At 51.5% G+C, this 24,247-nt stretch carries 17 protein-coding genes and 4 pseudogenes; 9 read left to right on the top strand and 12 right to left on the bottom strand.

The features are described from left to right. Positions 1–8: 8 nt before the first annotated feature. Entirely contained in the window at positions 9–1,124 is a 1,116-nt protein-coding gene (locus IB214_RS03140) for a glycosyltransferase (RefSeq protein WP_117342695.1), read from the top strand. A 204-nt stretch (positions 1,125–1,328) separates the two neighbouring features. Here the strand turns inward: IB214_RS03140 and IB214_RS03135 are convergent. Together IB214_RS03135 and IB214_RS03130 are read right to left on the bottom strand one after the other, a co-directional pair. Continuing rightward, positions 1,329–1,808, bottom strand: a pseudogene (locus IB214_RS03135) (DNA primase); the annotation flags it as partial. A gap of 224 nt (positions 1,809–2,032) precedes the next feature. Next, a pseudogene (locus tag IB214_RS03130) lies at positions 2,033–2,750 on the bottom strand (IS630 family transposase); the annotation flags it as partial. A gap of 463 nt (positions 2,751–3,213) precedes the next feature. Here IB214_RS03130 and IB214_RS03125 point away from each other — a divergent pair. The 3 genes and pseudogenes from IB214_RS03125 to IB214_RS03115 all read left to right on the top strand — a co-directional run. Next, a pseudogene (locus IB214_RS03125) lies at positions 3,214–4,758 on the top strand (inverse autotransporter beta domain-containing protein). After that, a complete protein-coding gene (locus IB214_RS03120) occupies positions 4,700–6,172 on the top strand; it encodes an Ig-like domain-containing protein (RefSeq protein WP_223240296.1) in 1,473 nt (490 codons plus the stop codon). The pseudogene IB214_RS03125 and the gene IB214_RS03120 overlap by 59 nt, the downstream one beginning before the upstream one ends. A gap of 325 nt (positions 6,173–6,497) precedes the next feature. Further along, positions 6,498–7,184, top strand: a pseudogene (locus IB214_RS03115) (IS3 family transposase); the annotation flags it as partial. A gap of 758 nt (positions 7,185–7,942) precedes the next feature. On the opposite strand, the gene IB214_RS03110 reads toward IB214_RS03115, so the two are convergent. From IB214_RS03110 to IB214_RS03080, 7 genes are all read right to left on the bottom strand, one after another. After that, complete coding sequence (locus tag IB214_RS03110; RefSeq protein WP_135953047.1) at positions 7,943–8,590, bottom strand: hypothetical protein; 648 nt, start codon at positions 8,588–8,590, stop codon at positions 7,943–7,945. A 68-nt stretch (positions 8,591–8,658) separates the two neighbouring features. Then, on the bottom strand, positions 8,659–8,997 hold the full coding sequence (locus IB214_RS03105; RefSeq protein ID WP_117342698.1) for a LysR family transcriptional regulator: 339 nt from the start codon (positions 8,995–8,997) through the stop codon (positions 8,659–8,661). Between the two features lie 697 nt (positions 8,998–9,694). Beyond that, positions 9,695–9,994: a DUF1889 family protein gene (locus IB214_RS03100; RefSeq protein WP_115257453.1), complete on the bottom strand. Its 300-nt coding sequence runs from the start codon at positions 9,992–9,994 to the stop codon at positions 9,695–9,697. 134 nt (positions 9,995–10,128) lie between these two features. Further along, a complete protein-coding gene (locus IB214_RS03095; RefSeq protein ID WP_117342699.1) occupies positions 10,129–11,943 on the bottom strand; it encodes a diol dehydratase reactivase subunit alpha in 1,815 nt (604 codons plus the stop codon). Between the two features lie 10 nt (positions 11,944–11,953). After that, the gene (locus IB214_RS03090) at positions 11,954–12,382 is read right to left on the bottom strand and encodes a diol dehydratase small subunit (RefSeq protein ID WP_071697585.1); all 429 of its coding nucleotides are present in this window, start codon (positions 12,380–12,382) and stop codon (positions 11,954–11,956) included. A 2-nt stretch (positions 12,383–12,384) separates the two neighbouring features. Continuing rightward, positions 12,385–12,969: a propanediol/glycerol family dehydratase medium subunit gene (locus IB214_RS03085; RefSeq protein WP_096755611.1), complete on the bottom strand. Its 585-nt coding sequence runs from the start codon at positions 12,967–12,969 to the stop codon at positions 12,385–12,387. A gap of 11 nt (positions 12,970–12,980) precedes the next feature. Further along, on the bottom strand, positions 12,981–14,648 hold the full coding sequence (locus IB214_RS03080; protein WP_096755610.1) for a propanediol/glycerol family dehydratase large subunit: 1,668 nt from the start codon (positions 14,646–14,648) through the stop codon (positions 12,981–12,983). 393 nt (positions 14,649–15,041) lie between these two features. Between IB214_RS03080 and IB214_RS03075 the strand changes: the two genes are divergently transcribed. The 4 genes from IB214_RS03075 to IB214_RS03060 are packed head-to-tail and all read left to right on the top strand — an operon-like array spanning position 15,042 to position 17,557. Continuing rightward, the gene (locus IB214_RS03075; RefSeq protein ID WP_117342700.1) at positions 15,042–15,470 is read left to right on the top strand and encodes a heme-binding protein; all 429 of its coding nucleotides are present in this window, start codon (positions 15,042–15,044) and stop codon (positions 15,468–15,470) included. A gap of 22 nt (positions 15,471–15,492) precedes the next feature. Continuing rightward, entirely contained in the window at positions 15,493–16,656 is a 1,164-nt protein-coding gene (gene dhaT, locus IB214_RS03070; RefSeq protein ID WP_096755608.1) for a 1,3-propanediol dehydrogenase, read from the top strand. A gap of 16 nt (positions 16,657–16,672) precedes the next feature. Continuing rightward, positions 16,673–17,026: a glycerol dehydratase reactivase beta/small subunit family protein gene (locus tag IB214_RS03065; protein WP_117342701.1), complete on the top strand. Its 354-nt coding sequence runs from the start codon at positions 16,673–16,675 to the stop codon at positions 17,024–17,026. After that, complete coding sequence (locus tag IB214_RS03060) at positions 17,027–17,557, top strand: cob(I)yrinic acid a,c-diamide adenosyltransferase (protein ID WP_117342702.1); 531 nt, start codon at positions 17,027–17,029, stop codon at positions 17,555–17,557. Here the strand turns inward: IB214_RS03060 and dhaR are convergent. After that, entirely contained in the window at positions 17,535–19,460 is a 1,926-nt protein-coding gene (gene dhaR / locus IB214_RS03055) for a dihydroxyacetone kinase operon transcriptional regulator DhaR (RefSeq protein WP_117342703.1), read from the bottom strand. The genes IB214_RS03060 and dhaR overlap by 23 nt on opposite strands. A 91-nt stretch (positions 19,461–19,551) precedes the next feature. After that, positions 19,552–20,649: a glycerol dehydrogenase gene (locus tag IB214_RS03050; protein WP_115257445.1), complete on the bottom strand. Its 1,098-nt coding sequence runs from the start codon at positions 20,647–20,649 to the stop codon at positions 19,552–19,554. A 564-nt stretch (positions 20,650–21,213) separates the two neighbouring features. On the opposite strand from IB214_RS03050, the gene IB214_RS03045 reads away from it, so the two are divergent. Next, positions 21,214–22,872, top strand: coding sequence for a glycerone kinase (locus IB214_RS03045; RefSeq protein WP_117342704.1), 1,659 nt, complete (start codon positions 21,214–21,216; stop codon positions 22,870–22,872). 199 nt (positions 22,873–23,071) lie between these two features. On the opposite strand, the gene cfa is transcribed toward IB214_RS03045, so the two are convergent. Next, positions 23,072–24,226: a cyclopropane fatty acyl phospholipid synthase gene (cfa, locus tag IB214_RS03040; protein WP_096755602.1), complete on the bottom strand. Its 1,155-nt coding sequence runs from the start codon at positions 24,224–24,226 to the stop codon at positions 23,072–23,074. Between the last annotated feature and the right edge of the window lie 21 nt (positions 24,227–24,247).

Here is a 24,247-nt window from a genome sequence, read left to right as displayed (position 1 = left end):
GGTGTCAGTTGAGAGTTCTACACGTCTATAAAACCTACTATCCGGATACCTACGGCGGTATTGAACAGGTCATATATCAGCTAAGTCAGGGCTGCGCGCGCCGGGGAATCACAACCGATGTTTTTACTTTTAGCCCGGACAAAGAGACAGATCCTGTCGCCTACGAAGAGCATCGGGTCATTTATAATAAGCAGCTTATTGAAATTGCCTCCACACCTTTTTCATTGCAAGCGTTAAAGCGTTTTAACAGGATTAAAGATGATTATGACATCATCAACTACCATTTTCCGTTTCCATTTATGGATATGATGCATATATCGGCACGGCCTGATGCCAAATCGGTGGTGACCTATCATTCTGATATTGTGAAACAAAAATGGTTAATGAAGTTGTATCAGCCGCTGCAGGAACAATTTCTCGCCAAGGTAAACTGTATCGTCGCCTCGTCACCAAACTACGTGGCTTCCAGCCAGACGCTGCAAAAATATCAGGATAAAACGGTGGTGATCCCGTTTGGCCTGGAGCAGCATGACGTGCAGCATGATCTGCTACGTCTTGCGCACTGGCGGGAAACCGTCGGCGATAACTTCTTTCTCTTCGTCGGCGCTTTCCGCTACTACAAAGGGCTGCATATTCTACTGGATGCCGCCGAGCGTAGCCGGCTGCCGGTAGTGATCGTCGGTGGCGGGCAACTCGAGGGGGAAATACGCCGTGAGGCACAGCGCCGCGGGCTGAGCAATGTGGTGTTCACCGGCATGCTCAACAATGAAGATAAGTACATTCTCTTCCACCTCTGTCGTAGCGTGGTGTTCCCCTCACATCTGCGCTCTGAGGCATTTGGCATTACTTTACTGGAAGGTGCACAGTTTGCCAAGCCGCTGATCTCCTGCGAGATCGGTACCGGTACCTCGTTCATTAACCTAGACAAAGTAAATGGTTGCGTGATCCCGCCAAATGACAGTCAGGCGCTGGGGGATGCGATGAATGAGCTCTGGCATAACGACGAAATCGCCGCCCGGTATGGTGAAAATTCGCGTCGCCGCTATGAGGAATTGTTCACAGCCAGCCATATGATTGACGCTTACGTCAATCTCTACACTGCCCTGCTGAAAAGTAAACCCTAATGAGTAAGATTACGGGGAACTCATCTTCATAGAAACTTTCAGTCCATTAGCATTACCGACATTCGTACAACTCCCATTCCTATGGAGATCAAACAATGTCAAAAATGCAATGGACTCTTAGCCAGAAAAAACATCACGGTTCAGTTCCTTCTGATTTTTTCTCAGGTAACATCATGATCTATTTAAAAAATCGGCTAAAAGAAATTATAGAGCGTTACGTGATTGAAAACTTGGGCATACTGAATCATCGATAGAGATAATATTTTCCCTAACCAGTTTATCCAGCCAGCGTTTAAAACCTTTGCGGCCGTTCTCTCCAAAGATGGCAGTAATATCGTCACGTATAAGAGAGACATTACACTGTTCACCTTTGGCTTTCCGGCTGCGGATTGACTGCCAGAGTGCAGCGTGGTTCTCGGTCAGGTGTTTGATATCAGCAAGGTCCGGATCCGATTCCCGCGCCTCGCGTGGTAGGTCCTGCTCCACCAGCGACGAAATCAGTTCGCCATCGCGATCCGTGAACAATTCCACCGGACGCAGATCGAATGCGGCATGTTTCGGTTCCTCCGCATCTTTCATCTTCGTACAAGTCAGGATTATCGCCCCACCATCACCCTCGCGCCGGATATTGAATTCAGCATCTAGCGCAGCTCTGAACACACTGGAACCTCGCGCACCTTTGGTACCCCACCGCTATGTTGCTCTATGCCGCACATATTTTAGATGATCCATCCCCGATGGCCGGCGCCAGGAAAAATCATCCAACCAACCACCCAGATTTCATTAATCAATTTGCTAGTTTATTCAATTAACAATAGCAATTAATACAGCATTATAAATTATTATTTTTGCTTTTGTGAGATAACCTTCTGATATAAAACACCTCAATACCAACCCACTGAATTATAAATAAATAACACTGAACTTTTACTGTTTCCACCCACATATCTGACTTTACCTTTTCCGCTGTGCAGCGCGCCAGCCAGATAATATTCTTCATTCTGCCCCGGCGTTACCACGCGTTTTGTTGTCCGCGCAGTTGCCAGTCCGCACCAATTTTGGGATTAAGATGGATATCCACTTCATCTTCATAAAAGACCGGATGCTCTGCGCTGCATTCATCCAGTGCTTTATGGATTGCTGCCATCTTTTCATCTTTATGCGGGTCACGGATATGCAGAGTTGGCGCAGCCCTGCGCCATACAAGCCCAGCAGACGGCAACCAGCGGCGCACGGTTCCGGCATGTAACTGACATCCGGTTATCTCATTGATTTTTATTGTCAGCAGTTCTGTGCTCCAGCGTGAACGCTGGTAGCCAAAATCGCCGGGAGCGTGCTTTACCAGCTCACGTAACAACGTGCAGATATGCTCAAATAGCCAGCGACGGGCACGTCCTGCGGGTAATGACTTGAGCCCTTCAACACCCGACAGTGTGAACCAGTTAATCCAGCGCCCGACAGATGAGCGGGCGCAACAGAGCGTTCTGGCAACATCGCTGACACAGTCACCCCGATGCAGCATCAGCATGGCGGTCAGCCTGCGGCATGGTTCTTGTCACGCGTTTTATGGATAGTTTTCTGCATCAGGCGTCGTTCGGTACGGGGTATTGGTGCTATGATCGGCATCGCTCAGTCCGGTAGGTGGTTTGTTTCTTTTTGGCGATTGATCAGATCGCACAATCCGGGCTGAGTTCCCTTTAAGTGATCTACTATTCTGCGCAGCTATTTAGTATAGAATGTATAATAAATCAATATTTACTGATGGTAAGGTTTTCTGATAAAATGGATGATAACTAATTGCATTATTCATCATGGTATATAATGCCATTTCCACATGCTATCCATTTGGCTATTTTCAGCAATATTCCACCCGCAATACACCTGCAATTATTCGTATTTTTATGACTTTGCACATGTTAGCTTGTTTTATCCTTTTTTGGACTGAGACCGATGGTGCTTAGTACGTTTTTGCCAGATATAATATTTAACGAGCATGAACCTAACAAATTTATTTACCACATAAATAAAAACAATTTAAATATAATATGCCTGAAACGCTAACTATGCGTTCCAGGCCATTCTGTGCTTCATGTATCAACATTTGCATATACCTACAAAGACGTATTATTTTTATTTAATCCACTTAAAGAGTAATTTTATTATGAAAATAGACAGGCATCATCCCCGCAAGGGATTAATGAAAAGTATGGCAATTATGCAGATACTCCTTCAGGCAACACTTCCTGTTGCCCTGAGTGTATCCGCATCGGTCAGAGCGGCTGAGGTGTCACAAAATACCCGCGCAGTTGATAAAGATAATAATACCTCACCTTACTCTGCGCAGATGACGCAGGCAGCAACGGCGTTAGCGTCAGGTAATACCGCCGGTGCAGGTGCCAATATGGCATCGGGCTATGCGGGGGATTCTGTCGAAAAATGGCTGAGCCCGTTTGGTACCGCGCGCGTGCAACTGAATGTTGATGATAAAGGTAACTGGGATGATAGCGCGATTGATTTTCTCGCGCCGATCTATGACAGCAAAAAAGCGATGTTATTTACCCAGCTTGGCCTGCGGGCACCGAACGATCGTGTGACCGGAAACTTTGGTATGGGTGTGCGTACCTTTTATACCGCAGACTGGATGTTCGGCGCCAACGTCTTTTTTGATGATGACTTTACCGGGGATAACCGTCGGGTGGGACTGGGCGCTGAAGCGTGAACAAATAACCTGAAGCTTTCAGCAAACACCTATCTGGGTACCACCGACTGGCATTCATCGCGCGACTTTGATGACTACTATGAAAAACCGGCTGACGGTTCTGATGTTCGTGCGGAAGGCTATTTGCCTGCCTATCCGCAACTGGGCGCGAAGCTCATGTATGAGCAATATTATGGCGATAAATTCGCTCTCTTCGACAAAGATGATTTGCAAAGTAATCCTTCTGCGGTAACGGTTGGCGTAAATTATACGCCGGTACCGCTTATTACAGCAGCGGTGGATTATCGTCGGGGTCAGGACTCCATGGATGAGACCCATTTTGGCGTGAACTTCCGTTACAACTTTGGCCAGTCCCTCTCTTCGCAACTGTCTTCGTCGGAAGTGCAGAATTTACGTAGACTGGCGGGAAGCCGTTACTATCTTGTAGAACGTAATAATGAAGTCGTATTGCAGTATAAAGAGAAAAAACTGAACAATGCCGTTGCGAATATGCTGCTGACAACGGTGAAAGACAATAGTCCGGCAGATGGCGTGGCGGCGAATACCGTTACGGTCAGAGCAACGACGTCCGATGGTACGCCAGTGCGCAATACCGTCATTAGCTGGAGTATCCTCGGCGGTGCGCAACAGCAAGCTAAATTGGCAGCAGGCAGCGCAGCGAGCGATGCCACACTGAGTGCGGGTAGCAGCGTGACTGACGGTAATGGTAACGCCAGCGTGAATATCACCAGTAAGAGTGCAGGTCAGGTTGCCGTTCAGGCGACGTCGGGCGATATTTCACGTACAGCGACCACAACCTTCGTGCAATCGGTCGGTAGCCTTGACCTGGCGCTGACGCAGAATAACAGCCCGGCTGATGGCCAATACCAGCGTGACATGGTCAATAAGCGGCAGTTCTACCGCAACGCTGAGTAGTGCGGCGACGGTAACGACCAACGCACAGGGGATTGCTAACGTCACCTTTAAAGACTCCGTGGCAGAAACGGTGACCATTGTCGCGAATGCCGGTGGTCAGAGCGGATCGTCAGGCGCCATCTTCACGCAGACTGCGGCAACCAATATCCTGGTTAGCGTTCAGCAAAATAACGCGACGGCAGATGGCACTTCGACCAATACCGTGGTCGCGAAAGTGACAGACAGCGGCGGCCAGGCGGTGGCGAATACAGCGGTAGCCTGGAACGTGGGGGGAAGTGCAAAAGCGACATCGTCAGTCACAGTAAATACTAACGCGTCCGGGGAAGCGACGCTAAGTGTCAGCGACAGCGTGGCGGAAAGTGTGACGGTGAGTGCTTCAGCTAACGGCGCTCAGGGGCAGGCGACGGTAACGTTGGTGCCGGCGGTCTCTTCTGTGCTTGTCGCCGTCACCGCAAATAACGCGCTGGCGGATGGCTCGTCCGTTAATACCTTCCGCGCAACGGTGACCGGTTCCAGCGGTCAGCCGGTGACTAATACCAGCCTGACCTGGAGTTTAAGCAGCGGTACCGCGAGTGGAACCACCTCGTTGAACGCCACGACGGATGCCTCCGAGAATACGGTATTGAGCGTGACCGATACGGTAGCAGAAACGGTGACCGCAACGGCGAAAGCAGGGAATATTCAGGGGCAGGCGACGGCAACGTTCAGTCCGGCATCCGTTGAAGTGAGTACTGTCACCGTCACTATGCCGACTAACAATCAGGTAGCGGATGGCAGTGCAACTAACCAGGCGCAGGCACTGGTCACCGATGCTAATAATCAACCGCTGGCAAATGTGGCGTTAGTGTGGACGATTACGGGAAGTACGACAGCGTCAGCCACGACACCGCTGAGTGTGACGACCAACAGTAACGGTATCGCCACGCAGAGCCTGACTGATACCGTGGTTGAAAGCGTCACAGTGACGGCGACGGCGGGCGGCAAGCGCGGACAGGATACGGCGACATTCACTTCTGTTAATTTCGGCCCTGTTACCGTAGGACTTGAGCATACTATTAGCGGACAATACATCAATACTACTAACGCTTATAATGGCGTGGATATTACCGTAAACCCTTATCCGGGGATGGCTGAAGGCGATCAAATTACGGTGCACTTTGGGGTAACGGGTACTTTAGATCCAGACTCTACAATACCTTTACCTGATGTCACACTCCCTGTACATGTGATGACTGCACAAGAAGTGGGTCAGTCATTGACCTTTACCGTTCCTGCGGCCGATGTGATGGGAGCTGAAGCCGAGTCGGGGAAACCGGTGCTAGAAGCTCAGGCAACGGCATTGATTGTGAAACCGTCAATAAGTCAGCAAATTACTGGGGTATCGCCAACCTATCGCTTTGATACTAAAGCTTAATATTGCCGACGGATAACAACAGGCTGGGTTAGGAGATATTGCCGGATTAGCTAGTGACCAAAAGGGTTCATATTCTGTATGAACCCTTTTTATTGTCACTGACCCGTCCTAAATAACGTTGACACGTTTCCCCTCAATATCAGGAGAACGTGATGAACCAATATGTTAAACGCACACAACGTGATTACTCTCTATTCTTTAAATTAGCCGCCGTTAAAGTGATGAACACTGACTTCGGTGCCACGCTGACAAAAAAGCAGTTGGCCACCTTATCGCGCAAATACAAGTTCCGGGACTCACAGAAACCCGCGCCTGCCAGTGGATGGGTATCAGCCGACAGGCGTGGTATCAGTCCTTGCAACGCGAACGCGGGAGAGAAGAACAGGCCCGGCACATCCTGGAACAAGTGACCGCTATTCGTTTATACCAGCCCCGACTGGGAACGCGTAAGCTGCACCACTTGCTGCACCAACGGCCGGAAGCCTCCTTGCCTGTGGGGCGAGACCGCCTGTTCCAGATACTGCGCTGTGCCCGGCTGCTGGTGATGCCTGAACGGGCGTATCACAAGACAATGCATAGCCATGCATCGTTTTTACCGACATCCTGACTTGCTGAAAGCGGAAGACCACCAGGTGATAGCCAGCCGCCCGGAACAGGTATGGGTGGCAGATATCACTTATCTTCCGCTACAAACAGGGACGGCTTATGTGAGTTTGGTAGCGGATGCATGGTCGAGGAAAATCGTGGGCTATCATGTCCATGGCAGCCTCCATACCCGTCATGTCGCGAGCGCGTTCAAAATGGCACTGGCGGGCAGGCGCACAACAGAGCCACTGGTGCATCATTCAGACCGGAGTATCCAGTACTGCTCGCACGAGTATCAGGCGTTACATCAACGATATGGAGTCAGGTATTCGATGACGGGGGGTATGACTGTTACCAGAATGCGCTGGCGGAACGTGTCAATGGGATACTGAAAATGGAATACCTGCTGAGCAGGTCGAAAGATATCTAACAGACCTCGTAGTGAGGACAGGATATATCTACGGGCGTGGGGTCAGTCCATCCATTCCCAGGTATGTCTTCTTGAACACTACATCCTTGGTGATGCCGATGTCAGGAAAAGCCCACTTACACCAATGTTGAATTAGAAGGAAAATCAGCAGGGGTGGCTAACCCTCTATTTTCATTACATTATATCAAAACGTATATTTAGATATATCTATTATATTGTTTGTTTTGATTTCCTTATATGTTTATATTCTTTTAAGAAAATTAATTCAAAAGGATAATTCATTGCTTACACAATCTGATTTTTCAAAATTCAAAAACCTGAATATTTCGATTAACAACATTCTTGTTTTTGCCGCAGTCATGAATACAGGAGGGATAGTTTCTGCTTCATACTATATGAACTGTTCACCGTCTGCAGTGAGCCTTTCGTTGAAAAAATTTTGTACTTGTTTTCCCGAAAAACTATTCAGCAGAGAGGGCCGTTGTTTAATACCAACAGAAGAGGCACAATTGCTGTATAACGACATTAGCCCTGCAATAAGGAATCTCTTATATGCAATGACGTCCAGCACTGACATTTCCTCAACTGCCGTAGCGCAGATTTCATAAACGTCGTGGCAAGCACATAGTTATTCACAACGAGAACCCTAAATTGTGCATGCTGAGGTAAACTGACAATCGCTTTAATAATAAATTCACGACTACATTGCTGTCGGCAATCCGTACAGCGGGATATGGCAATATTATCTCTCTCACTTATAATCGTGACACTCTTTCATTAATTTCACGTAAACTTAATTGAAGACGGACTGATATTCTTTTCCGATAGGTAGCAGCAGTTTTATAGCTAATCCCCATTCGCCTCGCTGTTTCGTTCAGTCCTATTTTTTCTGTCTGCAGGACAAACCACTGCAATTCCCTTTGTGGTAATCGAACTCCGCTGACCTGGCCGACTTTCCTGGTGATTAACGGACTCATGATCGTGCCTGATGATGCGTCAGCGGAGAAAAACATGAGTTTAGATAAGATATTAATCGCCTCCGCGCGATGAACAATGCCCATAGGTTGAAGATTTGCGACTGCTGCCAGCAACAGAGGGTCACGTAAACGGGTAAAAACAATAATACTATATTGGTCTGCAGGCCACTCGTCCTTTGCAAACTTTAAGAATGCTAATCCTTCCGCCAGCGTCTCACTTTCGCTCGTTAACTCGGTAATAACGAGTACCCGTCCTGGTTCCCCATGACGGGCTGACACTTGTTTCTGCAATGCGGAAAGCGTCATTACTCTTAGACTAATTGAGCGACCTGCCAGGCTATCAATAAAGGCACATAGCCCAACGGCACTATAATAGATAGTGTCCATAACCAATACCCGCTCGTAGGAAAAATTTAAATTTTCCATATTATGCTCTATTTTTTGTCGAATACATTTTAAAAGCACTATTTAGCATAACCAATGGTTATGTTTCATTAATTTTTATTTTCACCGATAGCTAATTCACAATCGGCAACAGCACTTTTCCCATGACAGACAGTATCAAGATTATAAAATGCAAGTTTAAGTTGATGACTTAATTCCACAGCATATTCAGTAGGATTGAGATTGCGACCTTCACGTATGAAAAGGGTGTCATTAAAGTAACTTCTGACTCTTTTCAAGTGCAGGCTAATAGATGATGCAGAACAACCAAGTACCAGTGAGGCACCATACAAACTGCCCGTGTCAACAAAAACGATAAACGTTAGTATGGACCTAAAATCCACATCCATAAGATGACGAAGCCTAGAGTCATAATTAATTAAATCCATATTAAACGCCTCAATAACTTTTTACCAAAATATACTTTTCTTTTCAAAGGTGCAATAACCATGCAAAAATAGAAACATTAGGTAAAAACAATTAATAAAAGCAAAAACAAAGATGATTATTTCATACCTTTTTAATAAGGAAGTGAAAAAAATCAGATAAATCAAAGCAGATAGAGTTAAATTCCGAAAACATTAAAAAATGAAATAGTTAAATATTACTCAATGATTTAATAAGTTTTATTATTTGAGATACTATCAATAATAAAATAAGAAACCAAACTCTATTAAAGCCCATGTTATTTAAGAGTTTTCCATTCTTAAAACTTACATTAGTCGTCGAAAAATGGTTGGCAACACAAAAGAAATGTCGATTTATCAGTTAGGTTTCATAAATAAATAAATTCGAGAAAAGTCTTAACCGTCGTTTAGCAAAGTATTAAAAATTAGTTTCAATAGGGTAACCACGTACATTCCGGGCAGCGTAAAAGCACCCCACCGTCCAGTGTTAATCTGATAATGTTAATGCTGAAGTTAAATTAGAGGATTCAACACGTTCAATTAAGCGGAGCGGTACACAATGTGTCCATCTGCACCAACGCAAAAAAATCGGCACTGTCTGGCTGGTTGAGGGCAACTCTTTTGGACGCCACCACCTTGAAAGTGGAAACGTCCGTTAGCGTGTTATTCGATAGTCAGCTCACACGAGTTCTTTGAGCTGCTCCTGCATATAGGTCGAAAAGTACTCAGGGTTCTTGATAAGGATACGGTTACCGGAGGCGACTTTTTCAGCCCATCCAGCGACTTTTTTTGTGAACTCAGGATTCCATCCCTCTTGCTCACCGCGTGCCATCACATCTGCTGCGCTCACTGGCACACCTAAATCATGCAAATATTTTAAAATTCCCTTGGCCGTACTTTCATCCATGGAATGGGGTACTGGCGCCGATGTGTTCATACCACCAATAAAATCCAATGCTTTCTCAATTGCTGTTGGCATGCTCTTATCCTTAAAATTAACCGCGTATTAAACACCTTTATACTATGTACCCAAGTCAGCCGGGATATCAAAGAGAACGTTGCCTTTATTTGATTTATGCCGCAGCCAAACGCTTGCGGTGGTGGTTTTCTGCACTATTTTTTCGCATCACCAGCCAAAACCAGCCCGGTTGCCACCGCATTTCGTGGCCCTTCGGTTCCCCGAATATTGCCCTGACCGGCAACAACGCCGTAATGCGCCAGCGCGTCGGTGATCATCTGCGGGATTTCAAAATCCAGCGATGAACCGCCCACCAGCACCACAAAAGAGATGTTGCGAATTGAGCCGCCGGGTGAGACCTGCCGCAATGCGCGCAGGCAGTTCGTCACAAAGACCTTCTCCTTGGCCTGACGACGTACCAGCCGAATTTTCTCCAGCGACGTCTGGTTCTCAATGGGGATGGCTTTGCCCGCTTTCAGATACACCACTTTGGCAAACACCGACGGGCTGAGCGGTTCACGAAAGAACTCCACCGCGCCGTTCTCGTGGCGAATACTGAACAGACTCTCCACTTTCGCCAGCAGATATTTTTTTATCTCCTCTGCCAGAAAAGGATCGCTCAAGCCGAGTTCCGTTTTGATAAGCAAGCTGACCATGTTCCCTGCTCCCGCCAGATGTATCGCCTTAACGGTGCCATCGTTATGGATAATCGCGGCATCGGTGGATCCGGCACCTAAGTCGAGGATCGCCAACGGCGCGGCGCATCCTGGCGTCGTCAATGCCCCGGCCACCGCCATATTGGCCTCCACGCCCCCCACTTCAACCGGCATATTCAGCCGCACACTCAGCTCACGGGCGATCGTCTGCATCTGTAGCCGATCGGATTTCACCATCGCCGCAATGCCAACCGCGTTTTCCATTGAATATTCCCCGGCAACACCGCCCTGGACTTTACGGGGAATAAACGTATCGACCGCCAGCAGATCCTGAATATGTACTGAATTCATATCGTGCCCGCTCAGCGAGGCCATCACCTTACGCACGCGCTCCAGCATGCCACCCGCGTGAGTACCGGCCTCACCGCGAATGTCGCAGACCGGCGCACAGGCGTTCATTGCCTGCATAATTGTCTGAGCGCCTTGGGCCACATCGGCTTCTCCGCCGCGCTTTTCACCACTGATAAAGATCTTGCCCGCCGGGATCACCCGTGATTGCACATCGCCCTGCGGGGTTTTCAGCACCACAGCGGATCGGTTGCCGATCAGTGCCCTGGCGATCGGGACGATCGTTTTTGTTTCCTCCGGCGTCAGGGCAAAGAAAGTGGCGATGCCATAAGGATTCGACAGTACCCGAACCACCTGTCCTGCTGCCGCCACTTCTACCGCCGCCAGCACCCCTTCCGGGACCTTCTCCAGCAGCGTGACTTCATCAATCACCGGCAGCGTTCGTCGCAGACGATTATTGACCAGTACGCCATCGTCCTTTTTCAGGATCGCCGCCACCACGTCGACGCCGCGATCCAGCGCCGCATTGATAAGCCACACCGCCTCGAGAAAATCCATCTCTGCGCCCACCAGCGGGATCCAGCCCTGCACAAACCGATCGAGGCTCAACGATGCCAGTTTCTCCACGGCGATCGTGGTACCCATCCCTACGCCAACACCGCCTGGCGTTTGCGGGTTATGACCAATCATTGTCGATTCAGTGATGATGGTTTCGGTGATCGTCTCCATCGCCACATCACCAATGACCGGCGCGGCCTCGTTGATGCAGATTTTCGTCACGTCCTGAAGCGACGACGATGTTTTTTCCAGCGCCTGCTGCAGGGAGGCCACTACCCCGGCAATGTTATCCCGCGTGCCTTTCATGCCCGTGGTCGCGACGATCCCGCTGGCAACAAACCGGCCATCCTGCGCCAGCGCCACTTCCGTGGTGGCGTTGCCGATATCAATCCCTGCAATTAACGGCATACCGCCTCCGTCACTGACTGCCTTTACGCAGCTTGTTTCTCTGCTGGTACACGTCTGCCGACTCGCGGACAAACCCGGCGTTCACCGTGGCATGCCAGGTGTGCTCCAGTTCATCGGCAATGGCCTGTAACTCCGTAAATGAAGAACGAAATGGGCGCAGCGCATTGTAGATTTCCAGAATGCGAGCATCTGGAATGGCAATCAGTTCCGCCGCACGGCGGAAATTACGCGCCACGGCGTGACGCTGCATCTGCTCGGCGATCTGCGCCTGATACTCCAGCGTTTGCTGAGAAATACGCACATCCTGTGGCCCCACACGCCCTGCCAGTACATTCTCAAGAGTAATATCAGTTAACGGCTTTCCGGTGGGCGTGAGGATTTTCTCCGGGCAGCGAGTCGCTAACGGATAATCCTGCGCGGTCATGATGTTTTCGTTCATCGTCATTCCCTTACTAAGGCAATATGCAGCGTGACAGGCGCGGCATCCTGCACCACGTGTTTGGTTTCTTTAATGTGGAACAGCGCAGCCTTGGCCATAAATTTTGGTCGCACCATCTGGTCATTAACGACCGGTACCGGCGAGGGCGACTCTTTGCGTGCGTAACGCGCGGCGTTCTTACCAATCTGGCGATAGGTTTCCAGCGTCAGCAGCGGGGCCTGAGAAAAAAGCTCCAGGTTGCTCAGCGGCAGCAAATCACGCTGATGAATCACCGTGGTTCCTTTCGACTGAATACCAATGCCGATGCCGGAGCCGCTCAGATTTGCTGCATCCCAGGCCATAAAGGAGACATCCGAGGTGCGCAAAACTCTGACCACCCGCGCATGTAATCCCTCTTCTTCAATTCCGGCCACCAGCTCTTTCAGGATCGCCTTGTGCGGCATATCAATCAGGGTCTTATGCTGGTATTTATCAAAGGCCGGCCCAACGCCAATCACCACTTCATCCGCGCGATCGTCCGCTTTTGCCGCCTCGCCTTCGCTAACCTGCAAGGTGAAAACCGGCTTACGTTCAGTTGTACATTCCACCGCATACCGCCTTATTCAATGCTGCCAGGCTGAACCACACCCGCAATATTTTTAATTTCCGCCCAGCGTTCGGCAGAGATGCGATAGCCGGTGCCGGGTCCCTGATAATCATTGATGTCATTAACGGCGCTGACCACCTCGAACTGGCGATCCAGAATGGCGGATGTTTGCAGATAATCGCCGGTCACACGCTGCCTCAACATGTTGAGAATGTTGCTGGCGATATCGTCAAAACCGCTGGCACTCAGCGCGCCAACAACATCCAGCCCGGTGATATTGCGCTTCATCATTTCTTCCACCGCGGCCAAATCCTCTACCACATTACGCGCGGGCATATCTTTGCTGCCGTGAGCATAGGTGGCGGCGTCGACCTCTTCATCGCTAATCAGCGGCAGGCCCAGCTCGCGAAACACCGCCTGAATAGCGCGAGCCGCCTGATTGCGAATAGCGATAGTTTCCTCTTCCGTTACCGGACGCAGACCGCCATCAACCATCAGATCACGTTGCAGAATGTTGTAATCATCAAAGTCCTCGGCATCGAAGTTCGACCCAGCAAACATGTTGTCGTAGTTCGGTACCGCGCTGTAGCCGGAAAAGATAAAGTCGGTACCGGGCAGCATCTGCATCAATGTGCGGGCGGTACGGCGAATATCGGAGTGCGAGAAGGTCTGGTCATTCGCCGACGCCACTTCGAGGTCGAGCATCGAGGCAATCAGGTTTTCCGCCAGCACAGCACGGATCCCCGACGGTACAGCCCCGGTCATACCAATACAGCTGACCGCGCCGTTTTGCAGCCCCTGAACGCCCGCGCCCTTAGTGATAAAAATGCAGCGCGACTCCAGATACAGCATTGATTTGCTTTCTGAGTACCCCATCAGCGCCTCCGAGCCGGTGCCGGAGGTGTAGCGCATCTTCAGCCCGCGGGAAGCGTAGGCCGAGGCGAGAAAGGATTTTGACCACGGCGTGTCATCGCCGTCGGTAAACACTGACTCTGTACCGTATACCGACACCGTTTCGGCGTAGCTGGTTAAGCCGCGCATACCCAGTTCCAGTTCGGTGGCTTCTTCAACGGAACATTGGGTAAGCACGCCAGGACGGCCGCACTGCGAACCAACCAGCAGCGCCAGCGCGTTAAACGGCGCATAGCGGGCGATGCCTACGGTCGTTTCTTGCTCGGAAAAACCACGGATCCCCGCCTCGGCGGCATCGGCGGCAATTTGCACCGGGTTATCTTTCAAGTTGGTGACGTGACACTGGTTAGAGGGTGTGCGTCTGGCGCGCATTTTTTGCAGCGCCATCATCATTTCCACCACGTTCATTTTTGCCATCACCTCCACCGCTTTCGCCGGGGTGATGGCGGTGGTAATGGCAATAATCTCTTCCCGACTGACGTGGATATCCACCAGCATTCTGGCGATGTCCAGCGCGTCGAGTTGCATTGCCCGTTCGGTTTCCGCGACGTTAATCGCGTAGTCAGCAATAAAACGGTCAATCATGTCGAACTGTGCACGATCTTTACCGTCCAGTTCCACAATACGGCCATTTTCCACCTTCACCGACGACGCGGGATCGTAGGGGCTTTCCATGGCGATCAGCCCCTCTTCCGGCCATTCGCCAATTAGCCCATCCTGATTGACAGGCCGCTGGGCAAGAACTTCGAATCGTTTTGATCTTCTCATAGCGCGTTGACTCAAAAAGTAAATAATAAGGACGCCGGGCCGTATCGCTGGTGGTTTACCGTCCCAGCAATCGCCTTTATCAGCAATAGCCGAACTTTAAATGAGCAGAATAATAAAAAAATAAAATTAATTACGTTCCAATTTGGCACGCAATTAAAACGCATCGTTTCATATTGAAACGCGTATTTGGAATATCCATAGAGAATTGTGACGAGGTTAAATGATCATTATCAATAAACGCCAAAGGAAGATCACTCACTTGCTATTTTAGAATTTTTTACTGTATTGACTTAATAACGTGCTGCGCGAAAATAAAGAAAACTCAATGATAAAAAATAGCTGCCGCGCGATATTTTTCGTGACCTCAGCCCTACACAATTAACAGGAGATACCGTGAATAAGAGCCAACCCATCGCCACCATCACGCTGGCGGCCGCACAGAAAATGGCGGTCGCCGTTGAGGCTAAAGCGCTTGAAATCAACGTCCCGGTCGTCTTTTCCGTTGTTGACCACGGCGGAAACACGCTGCTGATACAGCGCATGGATGAGGCGTTTGTCACCAGCTGCGATATTTCACTCAATAAGGCCTGGACCGCCTGCTGCCTGCGACAGGGTACTCACGAAATTACCGATGCGGTGCAACCCGGTGCATCGCTTTATGGCCTGCAGCTCACCAACCAACAGCGTATTATTATTTTCGGCGGAGGGCTTCCAGTTATATTAAATGGAAAAATAATTGGCGCCGTCGGCGTGAGTGGTGGCACCGTCGAACAGGACCAGCTATTAGCTGAAACCGCACTATATTGCTTCTCTGAATTATAAAATAAACGTAAGAAGGTATATTATGAGCTATCGTATGTTTGATTATCTGGTGCCAAATGTGAACTTTTTTGGCCCCAATGCTGTTTCCGTAGTGGGTGAACGCTGCAAACTACTGGGTGGGAAAAAAGCCCTGCTGGTGACCGATAAAGGCCTGCGGGCAATTAAAGACGGTGCGGTAGATAAAACGCTCGCGCATTTGCGTGAAGCCGGTATTGAAGTAGCAATCTTTGACGGCGTCGAGCCAAACCCCAAAGACACCAACGTACGCGATGGCCTGGCGGTGTTTCGTCAGGAGCAATGCGATATTATTGTCACCGTCGGCGGCGGTAGCCCACATGACTGCGGTAAAGGTATTGGTATCGCGGCCACTCACGAAGGCGATCTCTACAGCTATGCCGGAATTGAAACCCTGACCCACCCGCTACCGCCTATCATTGCGGTCAACACCACCGCCGGTACCGCCAGTGAAGTGACCCGTCACTGCGTACTGACCAACACCAAAACAAAAGTGAAATTTGTCATTGTCAGCTGGCGCAACCTGCCGTCAGTATCGATTAACGATCCGCTGCTGATGCTTGGCAAACCTGCGCCTCTGACCGCGGCCACCGGGATGGATGCCTTGACCCACGCCGTGGAAGCCTACATTTCCAAAGATGCAAATCCGGTCACCGATGCCGCCGCTATTCAGGCAATCCGCCTGATCGCCCGTAACTTACGCCAGGCCGTAGCGCTGGGCAGCAACCTGAAAGCTCGCGAGAACATGGCCTACGCTTCACTGCTGGCGGGGATGGCCTTTAACAACGCCAACCTCGGCTACGTACACGCCATGGCGCACCAGCTTGGCGGCCTGTATGACATGCCGCACGGCGTGGCGAATGCCGTACTGCTACCGCACGTGGCACGTTATAACCTGATCGCTAATCCGGAAAAATTTGCCGACATCGCCGAGTTTATGGGCGAGAACACCGACGGCCTGTCTACCATGGACGCCGCCGAGTTGGCGATTCACGCTATTGCCCGCCTGTCTGCTGATATCGGCATTCCACAGCATCTGCGCGAACTGGGCGTAAAAGAGGCCGATTTCCCGTATATGGCAGAGATGGCCCTGAAGGACGGCAACGCGTTCTCGAACCCACGTAAAGGTAACGAGAAAGAAATTGCCGCGCTCTTCCATCAGGCTTTCTGACAACAAAGGGGACGCGATGCCACTTTCATCACCGAGCGTAAACCTGTTTTATCACCCATGCTGGCAGGATTCCGGCGTGCTTGATGAACTATGCTGGGGGCTGGAAGAGCAAGGCGTCCCGTGCCGGGCCATCAGCTGCAACGACAGCACCAGCGCGCTGGCGCTCAGCAGACGGGCAGCAAAAAGCTCGGCGCTGCGCGTAGGTCTCGGCCTCAGCGTAAGCGGCGAGATTGCCTTAACGCATGCCCAGTTGCCCGAGGATCGGGCGCTGATCTGCGGGCATATCGCCGCCGGGATCGAGCAGATCCGCACGCTCGGCGCCAACGCAGGCCAACTGGTCAACGTGCTTCCCTTCAGTGAGATAACATAAATGTATCGCATCTATACCCGAACCGGCGATAAAGGCACCACCGCGCTGTTTGGCGGCAGCCGCATCGACAAAGACGACATCCGCGTTAACGCCTATGGCACGGTAGATGAACTGATTTCCCAGCTGGGCGTATGCTATGCCACAACCCACCAGACCGAGCTACGCGAGGATCTGCATACCGTCCAGAAGACGCTGTTTGTGCTGGGTGCGGAACTCGCCAGCGACGATAAAGGGATCACTCGTCTGAAGCAGACGATTAGCGATGAAGATATTCAGAGACTGGAGCGGCTGATCGACCGCAATATGGCGCACAGCGGCCCGCTGAAAGAGTTTGTCATTCCGGGGAAAAACCTCGCTTCTGCACAACTACACGTAGCGCGCACGCTGGCACGTCGACTGGAGCGTATTCTCACGGCGATGGACAGAACGCTCGCCGTGCGCGACGAACTAAAGCGGTACATCAATCGCTTGTCCGACGCGCTCTTTTCGATGGCCAGAATCGAAGAAACTACTCCAGATGTTTGCGCTTAAACTGGCTGGCGTCGATGTCGTACTGCTTCATCTTGCGCCACAGCGTGGTGCGCCCAATGTTCAGCAGCTGCGACATCTCCTGCACGCGCCCGCTGGTGACGCGGGCGGCGTGGATAATCGCCTCTTTTTCGATGGCGGTAAACGTCAGGCTGGCAGGCAGCAGCGAAGATGTCGTATCCATACCCGGTCGTTCGGCAAACAGATAATCTGGCAGGTTGCTCAGGCGAATATGGCCATTCTCGCTGCTGATGGCGATGTTCTCGATAATGCTGTTCAGCTCGAAATCATTACCCGGCCACGAATAGGCCACCAGTTGCGCCAGCGCGTCATCATCCACCTTCAGGCTGGATGAAAAGCGTTTTTTCAGGCTGTTCAGGCGAGTATAAATCAGCGCCGGAATGCTGTTGCGCCGCGCGCGCAGCGGCGGAATAACGATTTCAAACGAGTGCAGCGCGTAATACAGCTGACGACTAAAGCGGTTTTGTTCCACCAGATTGGCAAGATCGACCGTGGTGGTGGCGATCACTTTCACATCCACCGGGATCAGGCGTCGAGCGTCGAGACGGGTCAGCACCCCCTGCTTGATCACCTGCAATAATGCAGACTGTAACTCCGGTGCCAAATATTCGATTTTTTCCAGAAACAGCGTACCGCCGTTCGCCAGTTCAAGGCGGCTCAGTCGGCCGTTTTCATCATCGGTTGGCGCGCTGCCCATAAAATCCTGTCCCAGCACGCTGTTGGCATACAGCTGACAGTTAACGGCGATATACGGGCCGCTGGCCCGTTCACTTTCATTGTGGATCGCCTGACTGAGCAGCTCTTTACCGACGCCCTCTTCGCCGCACAGCAGGATCGGAAAACTTCCCCTCGCCGCCTGGCGACCAAAATGGATCAGCCGTCGGGTTTCCGGATCGTCCGCCGACATCTGCTCAAAAGTATGGCTTACTTTGCCCAACTGACTGGTCATCAGCTGGCGCATTTGCTCGACCGGATGCAGCAGCAGAATAAAGCTGTTGCCCTGCTCTTCCACAATCGGCTTTAAAGTGATCACCGCATCAACAAACTGGTGCTGGCTCTCAAAGGTGACTTCGACGTGATTGAGGCCACGAGCATGTTTGATTGCCCGGCGCAACAGCATCGGCATATTCACCAGGTCATGAAGATTTTTCCCCTGACTGGCCTGCACATCCAGATGCAACAGCATGGCGGCACGCGCATTGAGGAACTGCAGCACACCCTGTTCGTTCCATGCCATCACGCCATCATCCATGCTCTCCAGCAGCCCGTACATCTGATTCAGATGGCGATTAGATTCAGCCAACAGGCTGTCGGTCAGCAACGAATTGCCTACCTCTCTGGCAATCGCCAGCGTCAGGGAGAGATCGGAAACGGACTCATGTTCCACCAGGCAGCACAGCGAGATGGAGCCAAACAGTCGCCCGTGGTTATCAAATACCGGCGTTGAGCAGAACGACCACGGATGTAGCGCTTTTTTAAAGTGCTGATCGCCTGAAGTTTTTGTTGGCTGCCCCGGCATAGTCGCCAGCGACAGCGCACAGCTACCAATAATACTCTCCGCACAGTAGCTGCCGTCGAGAAAACCCAGCTCCGCCAGCTGTTCCACCGTCTGTGGATCGCCGCAGCGGCTGAGAATACAGGCGGACTCATCGAGGATAAACAGTGCACAGGGACGACCATCCATAAACTCCCAGGCGTCTTCCAGTGCGGCCTGAGCAATCGTCACCAGCGCAGTCTTGCGGCGGCAAATCGAGGCAAACGTCAGCCCTTGCGCCTGATGCGGCGCCTGCCAGGTTTCCCGCTGCATAAACTTACTGCAACGGTGCCATGACTGGGCAATAACCGAAGAGACGTCCTTTCCAATGTTCTGAGTGTGCGCCGTCATATTCCTTTCCGCTGTTTTACCCTGGACACCCCCTCCGACAGAGACGGTCAGAGGGGAGAAAATGCCGGCGCAGAGCGTTACTGATGTCTGATTAACGCGCCAGCCACTGCTGTCCCAACAGGTCTGCCGTCAGAATAGCGGCATGCACGCTTTCAGGCGTCACCGGGAACGGCATGTTGTGAATGGTTTCACCTTCTGCGCAGGTGGCTTTGGCAACAGCATGAATTTTATCGTCAATGCCGTCTTTCACGCCCATTTGCGCCAGGGTGACCGGCAGGCCGACTTTCTGACAGAACGCCAGCACGGTTTCGATCTCTTCCATCGGGCTGTTCTGCAACACCAGCTGTGCCAGCGTGCCAAACGCGACTTTTTCGCCATGGTACAAATGGTGGCACTCTTCCAGAATCGTAAAGCCGTTATGAATCGCATGCGCCCCCGCGAGGCCGCTGCTTTCAAAACCAATACCGCTAAGATAGGTGTTCGCTTCCACAATGCGCTCCAGCGCATCAGTTACGACGCCTGCCTGCGCCGCGCAGCGGGCTTTTTCGCCTTCTGCCAACAACGTATCATAACACAGGCGCGCCAGGCTCAATGCTGCCACGGTGGACTGTCCACCCGCCATGCTGGTCGCGCGGGCGTCATAACAGGCCTTCGCTTCAAACCAGGTAGAGAGCGCATCGCCCATCCCGGCAACCAACAAACGCACCGGCGCTTTAGCGATAATCGCGGTATCCATCACCACCATATCCGGGTTTTTCGGGTAGATCAGATACTCTTCAAACTCACCGGCTTCGGTATAAATGACCGACAGCGCGCTGGTTGGCGCATCGGTCGAGGCGATGGTCGGGATCACCACCACCGGCAGCTTCTGGTAATAGCCAATCGCTTTGGCGGTATCCAGCGTTTTGCCGCCGCCGATCCCGACCACGCCACGGCAACCGTGTTGCTTCAGAATGGCAATCAAACGATTAATTTCCACATGGCTGCATTCGCCGTTAAAGCGTTCCGCATGGCAGCTAATATCGTGATTATGCAGGCCATTGAGCACTTTCTCTCCCGCCAGATTCATCACGAAATCATCCGCAATCACAAAAAAGCTGTCCGCCAGATTTTTAGCATATTGACCAAATAAGATAGATGCATCAGGGCCCTGGAGATATTTGGCTGGAGATTGAATAACGTTTAGCATTCCTTTCATCCTCAAATAAGTACATGTTTTGACATGATGAGCCCTGGCATTGACCTGTTTAGCCTGATGCTAACGGCGAAAACAAAGCGCTACCGGAGCGATGCAATCACTGTATGGCGAGGCGAGCACAAAAAAATCATTCGTCTTTTTGTTCTGATATGAAACGGATAAAAAGAACATACGTTCCACATTGAAACAATTAACCCTAAAAAAGATAAGGTTTGCGATCCCGATCCGTTCCTTTAGCCCATATTTCTGTCACGCACAGAGGCCCGGTTTCGCCTTTTTGTTATCTAACGCCAGAATAACCGGCAAAAAAAAGCGCTCTGTCCCGAACAGCCCGCCCTGACGGCCGGTGAAAAAAGCCGCGTGGGTTCGCATTTAGCCATTTCCACTCGTCATTACGTTCCATTTAGGAACAAAAAACAATTTTTACGTTCCGAAATGAAACTCATTTTACTTGAGTTTTTTTCCGCGCTGACTCGGCCAGAATCTCTCCATCGCCTCCGCTACCATGACCATGCATTCGGGGGTTTGTTTAATACTCAACCTGCCGGAGCCGTTATGTCTCAATTCTTTTTTAACCAGCGTACCCATCTCGTTAACGATGTCATCGACGGTACGATTATCGCCAGTCCGTGGAATAACCTGGCACGCCTGGAGAGCGATCCGGCCATCCGCATCGTAGTGCGTCGCGATCTCAACAAAGAGAACGTCGCAGTGATCTCCGGCGGTGGCTCAGGTCACGAACCCGCCCACGTTGGATTTATCGGTAAAGGCATGTTAACTGCCGCGGTTTGCGGTGACGTGTTTGCTTCGCCGAGCGTCGATGCGGTACTGACCGCCATTCAGGCGGTGACCGGTGAGGCAGGCTGCCTGCTGATCGTGAAGAACTACACCGGCGATCGCCTAAATTTTGGCCTGGCCGCCGAGAAAGCGCGTCGGCTCGGTTATAACGTCGAAATGCTGATCGTCGGCGACGACATTTCGCTACCGGATAACAAGCACCCACGCGGGATCGCTGGCACCATCCTGGTGCACAAAGTTGCCGGCTATTTCGCCGAACGTGGCTACAACCTCGCTACCGTGCTGCGTGAAGCACAGTATGCGGCGAACAACACCTTCAGCCTGGGCGTCGCACTCTCCAGCTGTCATTTGCCACAGGAGACCGACGAGGCTCCGCGTCACCATCCGGGCCATGCAGAGCTGGGCATGGGCATTCACGGCGAGCCGGGTGCGTCGGTGATTGACACGCAAAACAGCGCGCAGGTGGTTAATCTGATGGTAGAGACGCTGATGGCCGCCCTGCCGGAAACCGGCCGTCTGGCAGTGATGATCAATAACCTCGGCGGCGTTTCCGTTGCCGAAATGGCCATCATTACCCGCGAACTGGCCAACAGCCCGCTGCACGAACGTATCGACTGGCTGATTGGCCCGGCCTCGCTGGTCACCGCGCTGGATATGAAAGGCTTCTCGCTGACCGCCATGGTGCTGGAAGAAAGCATCGAAAAAGCGCTGTTGACCGAAGTGGAAACCAGTAACTGGTCAACGCCCGTGCCCCCACGTGACATCACGACCGTGCCGTCATCTCAGCGCAGTGCACGCGTGGAATTTCAGCCTTCGGCTAACGAACAGGTTGCCGGGATTATTGAGCAAGTCACCGCAACGCTCGCCAATCTTGAAGCGCACCTCAATGCGCTGGATGCGAAAGTCGGCGACGGCGATACCGGGTCAACCTTTGCCGCAGGTGCGCGTGAAATTGCCGACCTGCTACATCACCAGCAGCTTCCGCTGGCTAACCTTGCCACGTTGTTTGCACTGATTGGCGAGCGCCTGACCGTGGTCATGGGGGGCTCCAGCGGCGTATTGATGTCAATTTTCTTCACCGCTGCCGGACAAAAGCTGGAGCAGGGTGCCGGGGTCGCCGATGCGCTAAATACGGGGCTCGCCCAGATGAAGTTCTACGGTGGTGCAGATGAAGGCGATCGTACGATGATTGATGCGCTGCAGCCCGCGCTAACATCGCTACTGGCACAACCACATAACCTGCAAGCCGCCTATGACGCTGCGCTGGCAGGCGCAGAACGGACCTGCCTGTCGAGCAAAGCCAACGCCGGGCGCGCGTCGTATCTCAGCAGTGATAGCCTGCTTGGTAATATGGACCCCGGCGCACACGCGGTGGCAATGGTGTTTAAAGCGCTGGCAGAGAGTGAGTTGGGCTAAGTTCTTCGTTCTACGGGTTATCAATGCCTGATGGCGCTTCGCTTATCAGGCCTACGGTTTGCTCACTTTTGTAGGCCGGATAAGGCGCTTGCGCTGATATCCGGCGAAGAAATGCCTGATGGCGCTTCGCTTATCAGGCCTACGGTTTGCTCGCTTTTGTAGGCCGGATAAGGCGCTTGCGCTGATATCCGGCAAAACATTAACGATAAACGCGAAGTCCGCCCTCTACGCCCCGGCTAAACAGCACCTGCCAAAGCTCGATATCTCTGGCACGGAATGCCCCAGCACACGCGCATAAATAGTAATTAAACATCCTTTTGAAGGTCGCGGAATAACGCGACGACAGCGTCGGCCATGCCTGGTTAAACCGTTCATGCCAGGCCATCAGCGTTTTATCGTAGTCGCTGCCGAAGTTATGCCAGTCCTCCATCACAAACCGCGATTCGCTGGCCTCGGCAATGTGGGAAATCGCCGGTAAACAGCCGTTTGGGAAGATATATTTATTGATCCACGGATCCACACTCATCCCTTTTTTATTGCTGCCAATGGTATGCAGCAGGAACAATCCATCGGGTTTTAAGCAGCGGTCGGCAATACTGAAATAGGTGTCGTAGTTTTTCGGGCCCACGTGTTCAAACATCCCCACGGAGACAATACGATCATAGTGTTTATCGAGGTCGCGATAATCCTGCAGCAGAATAGTGACATCCAGCCCGTCACAGCGCTGCTGCGCCATTTTCTGCTGTTCTTTCGAGATGGTAACCCCGTCTACCGCTACGCCATAATGGCGTGCGGCATATTCAGCCAGCCCGCCCCAGCCACAACCGATATCCAGCAAACGCATGCCCGGTTGCAATTGCAGCTTCTCACAAATCATTTTTAATTTGGCATTCTGCGCGTCGTCTAATGTTGTCGCGTCTTTCCAGTAGCCGCAGGAATATTGCATGTGGGGATCAAGCATCAGGGCGAAAAGATCGTTACCTATATCGTAGTGTTCTTTGCCGACAATCCAGGCACGGCTGCGTGATTGCAGATTAAACAAACGCGCGCTGGCAATGCGTAAAATATCTTTCAGATTGCCCGGCATTTTTTGGTCGAGTTTTGCTTTAAGGATTTTGCAGAACAGAATATCGAGCCGCTCGCAATCCCACCAGCCTTCCATATAGCTTTCACCCAGCCCTAACGAGCCTTGTTGCAGCACCCGTTTAAAGAAACCGGCATGGTGAAGTTGAATGTCCCAGGCGCGCGAACCATTAATCTGGATATCAGCCTGCTGGAGCAGGTCTTTCCCCATTCGGGTCCAGTTATCATTTGTTTCATTGACGATGACAGCATCAGAACACAGCGAATTCATGGTATTTACCAAAGGTGGACG

Source organism: Citrobacter sp. C1 (genome assembly GCF_014596895.2).
GTDB classification, from domain to species: domain Bacteria; phylum Pseudomonadota; class Gammaproteobacteria; order Enterobacterales; family Enterobacteriaceae; genus Citrobacter; species Citrobacter gillenii.
Note: the sequence above shows the minus strand (reverse complement) of the source record. Positions and strands in the feature narration are given on the sequence as shown.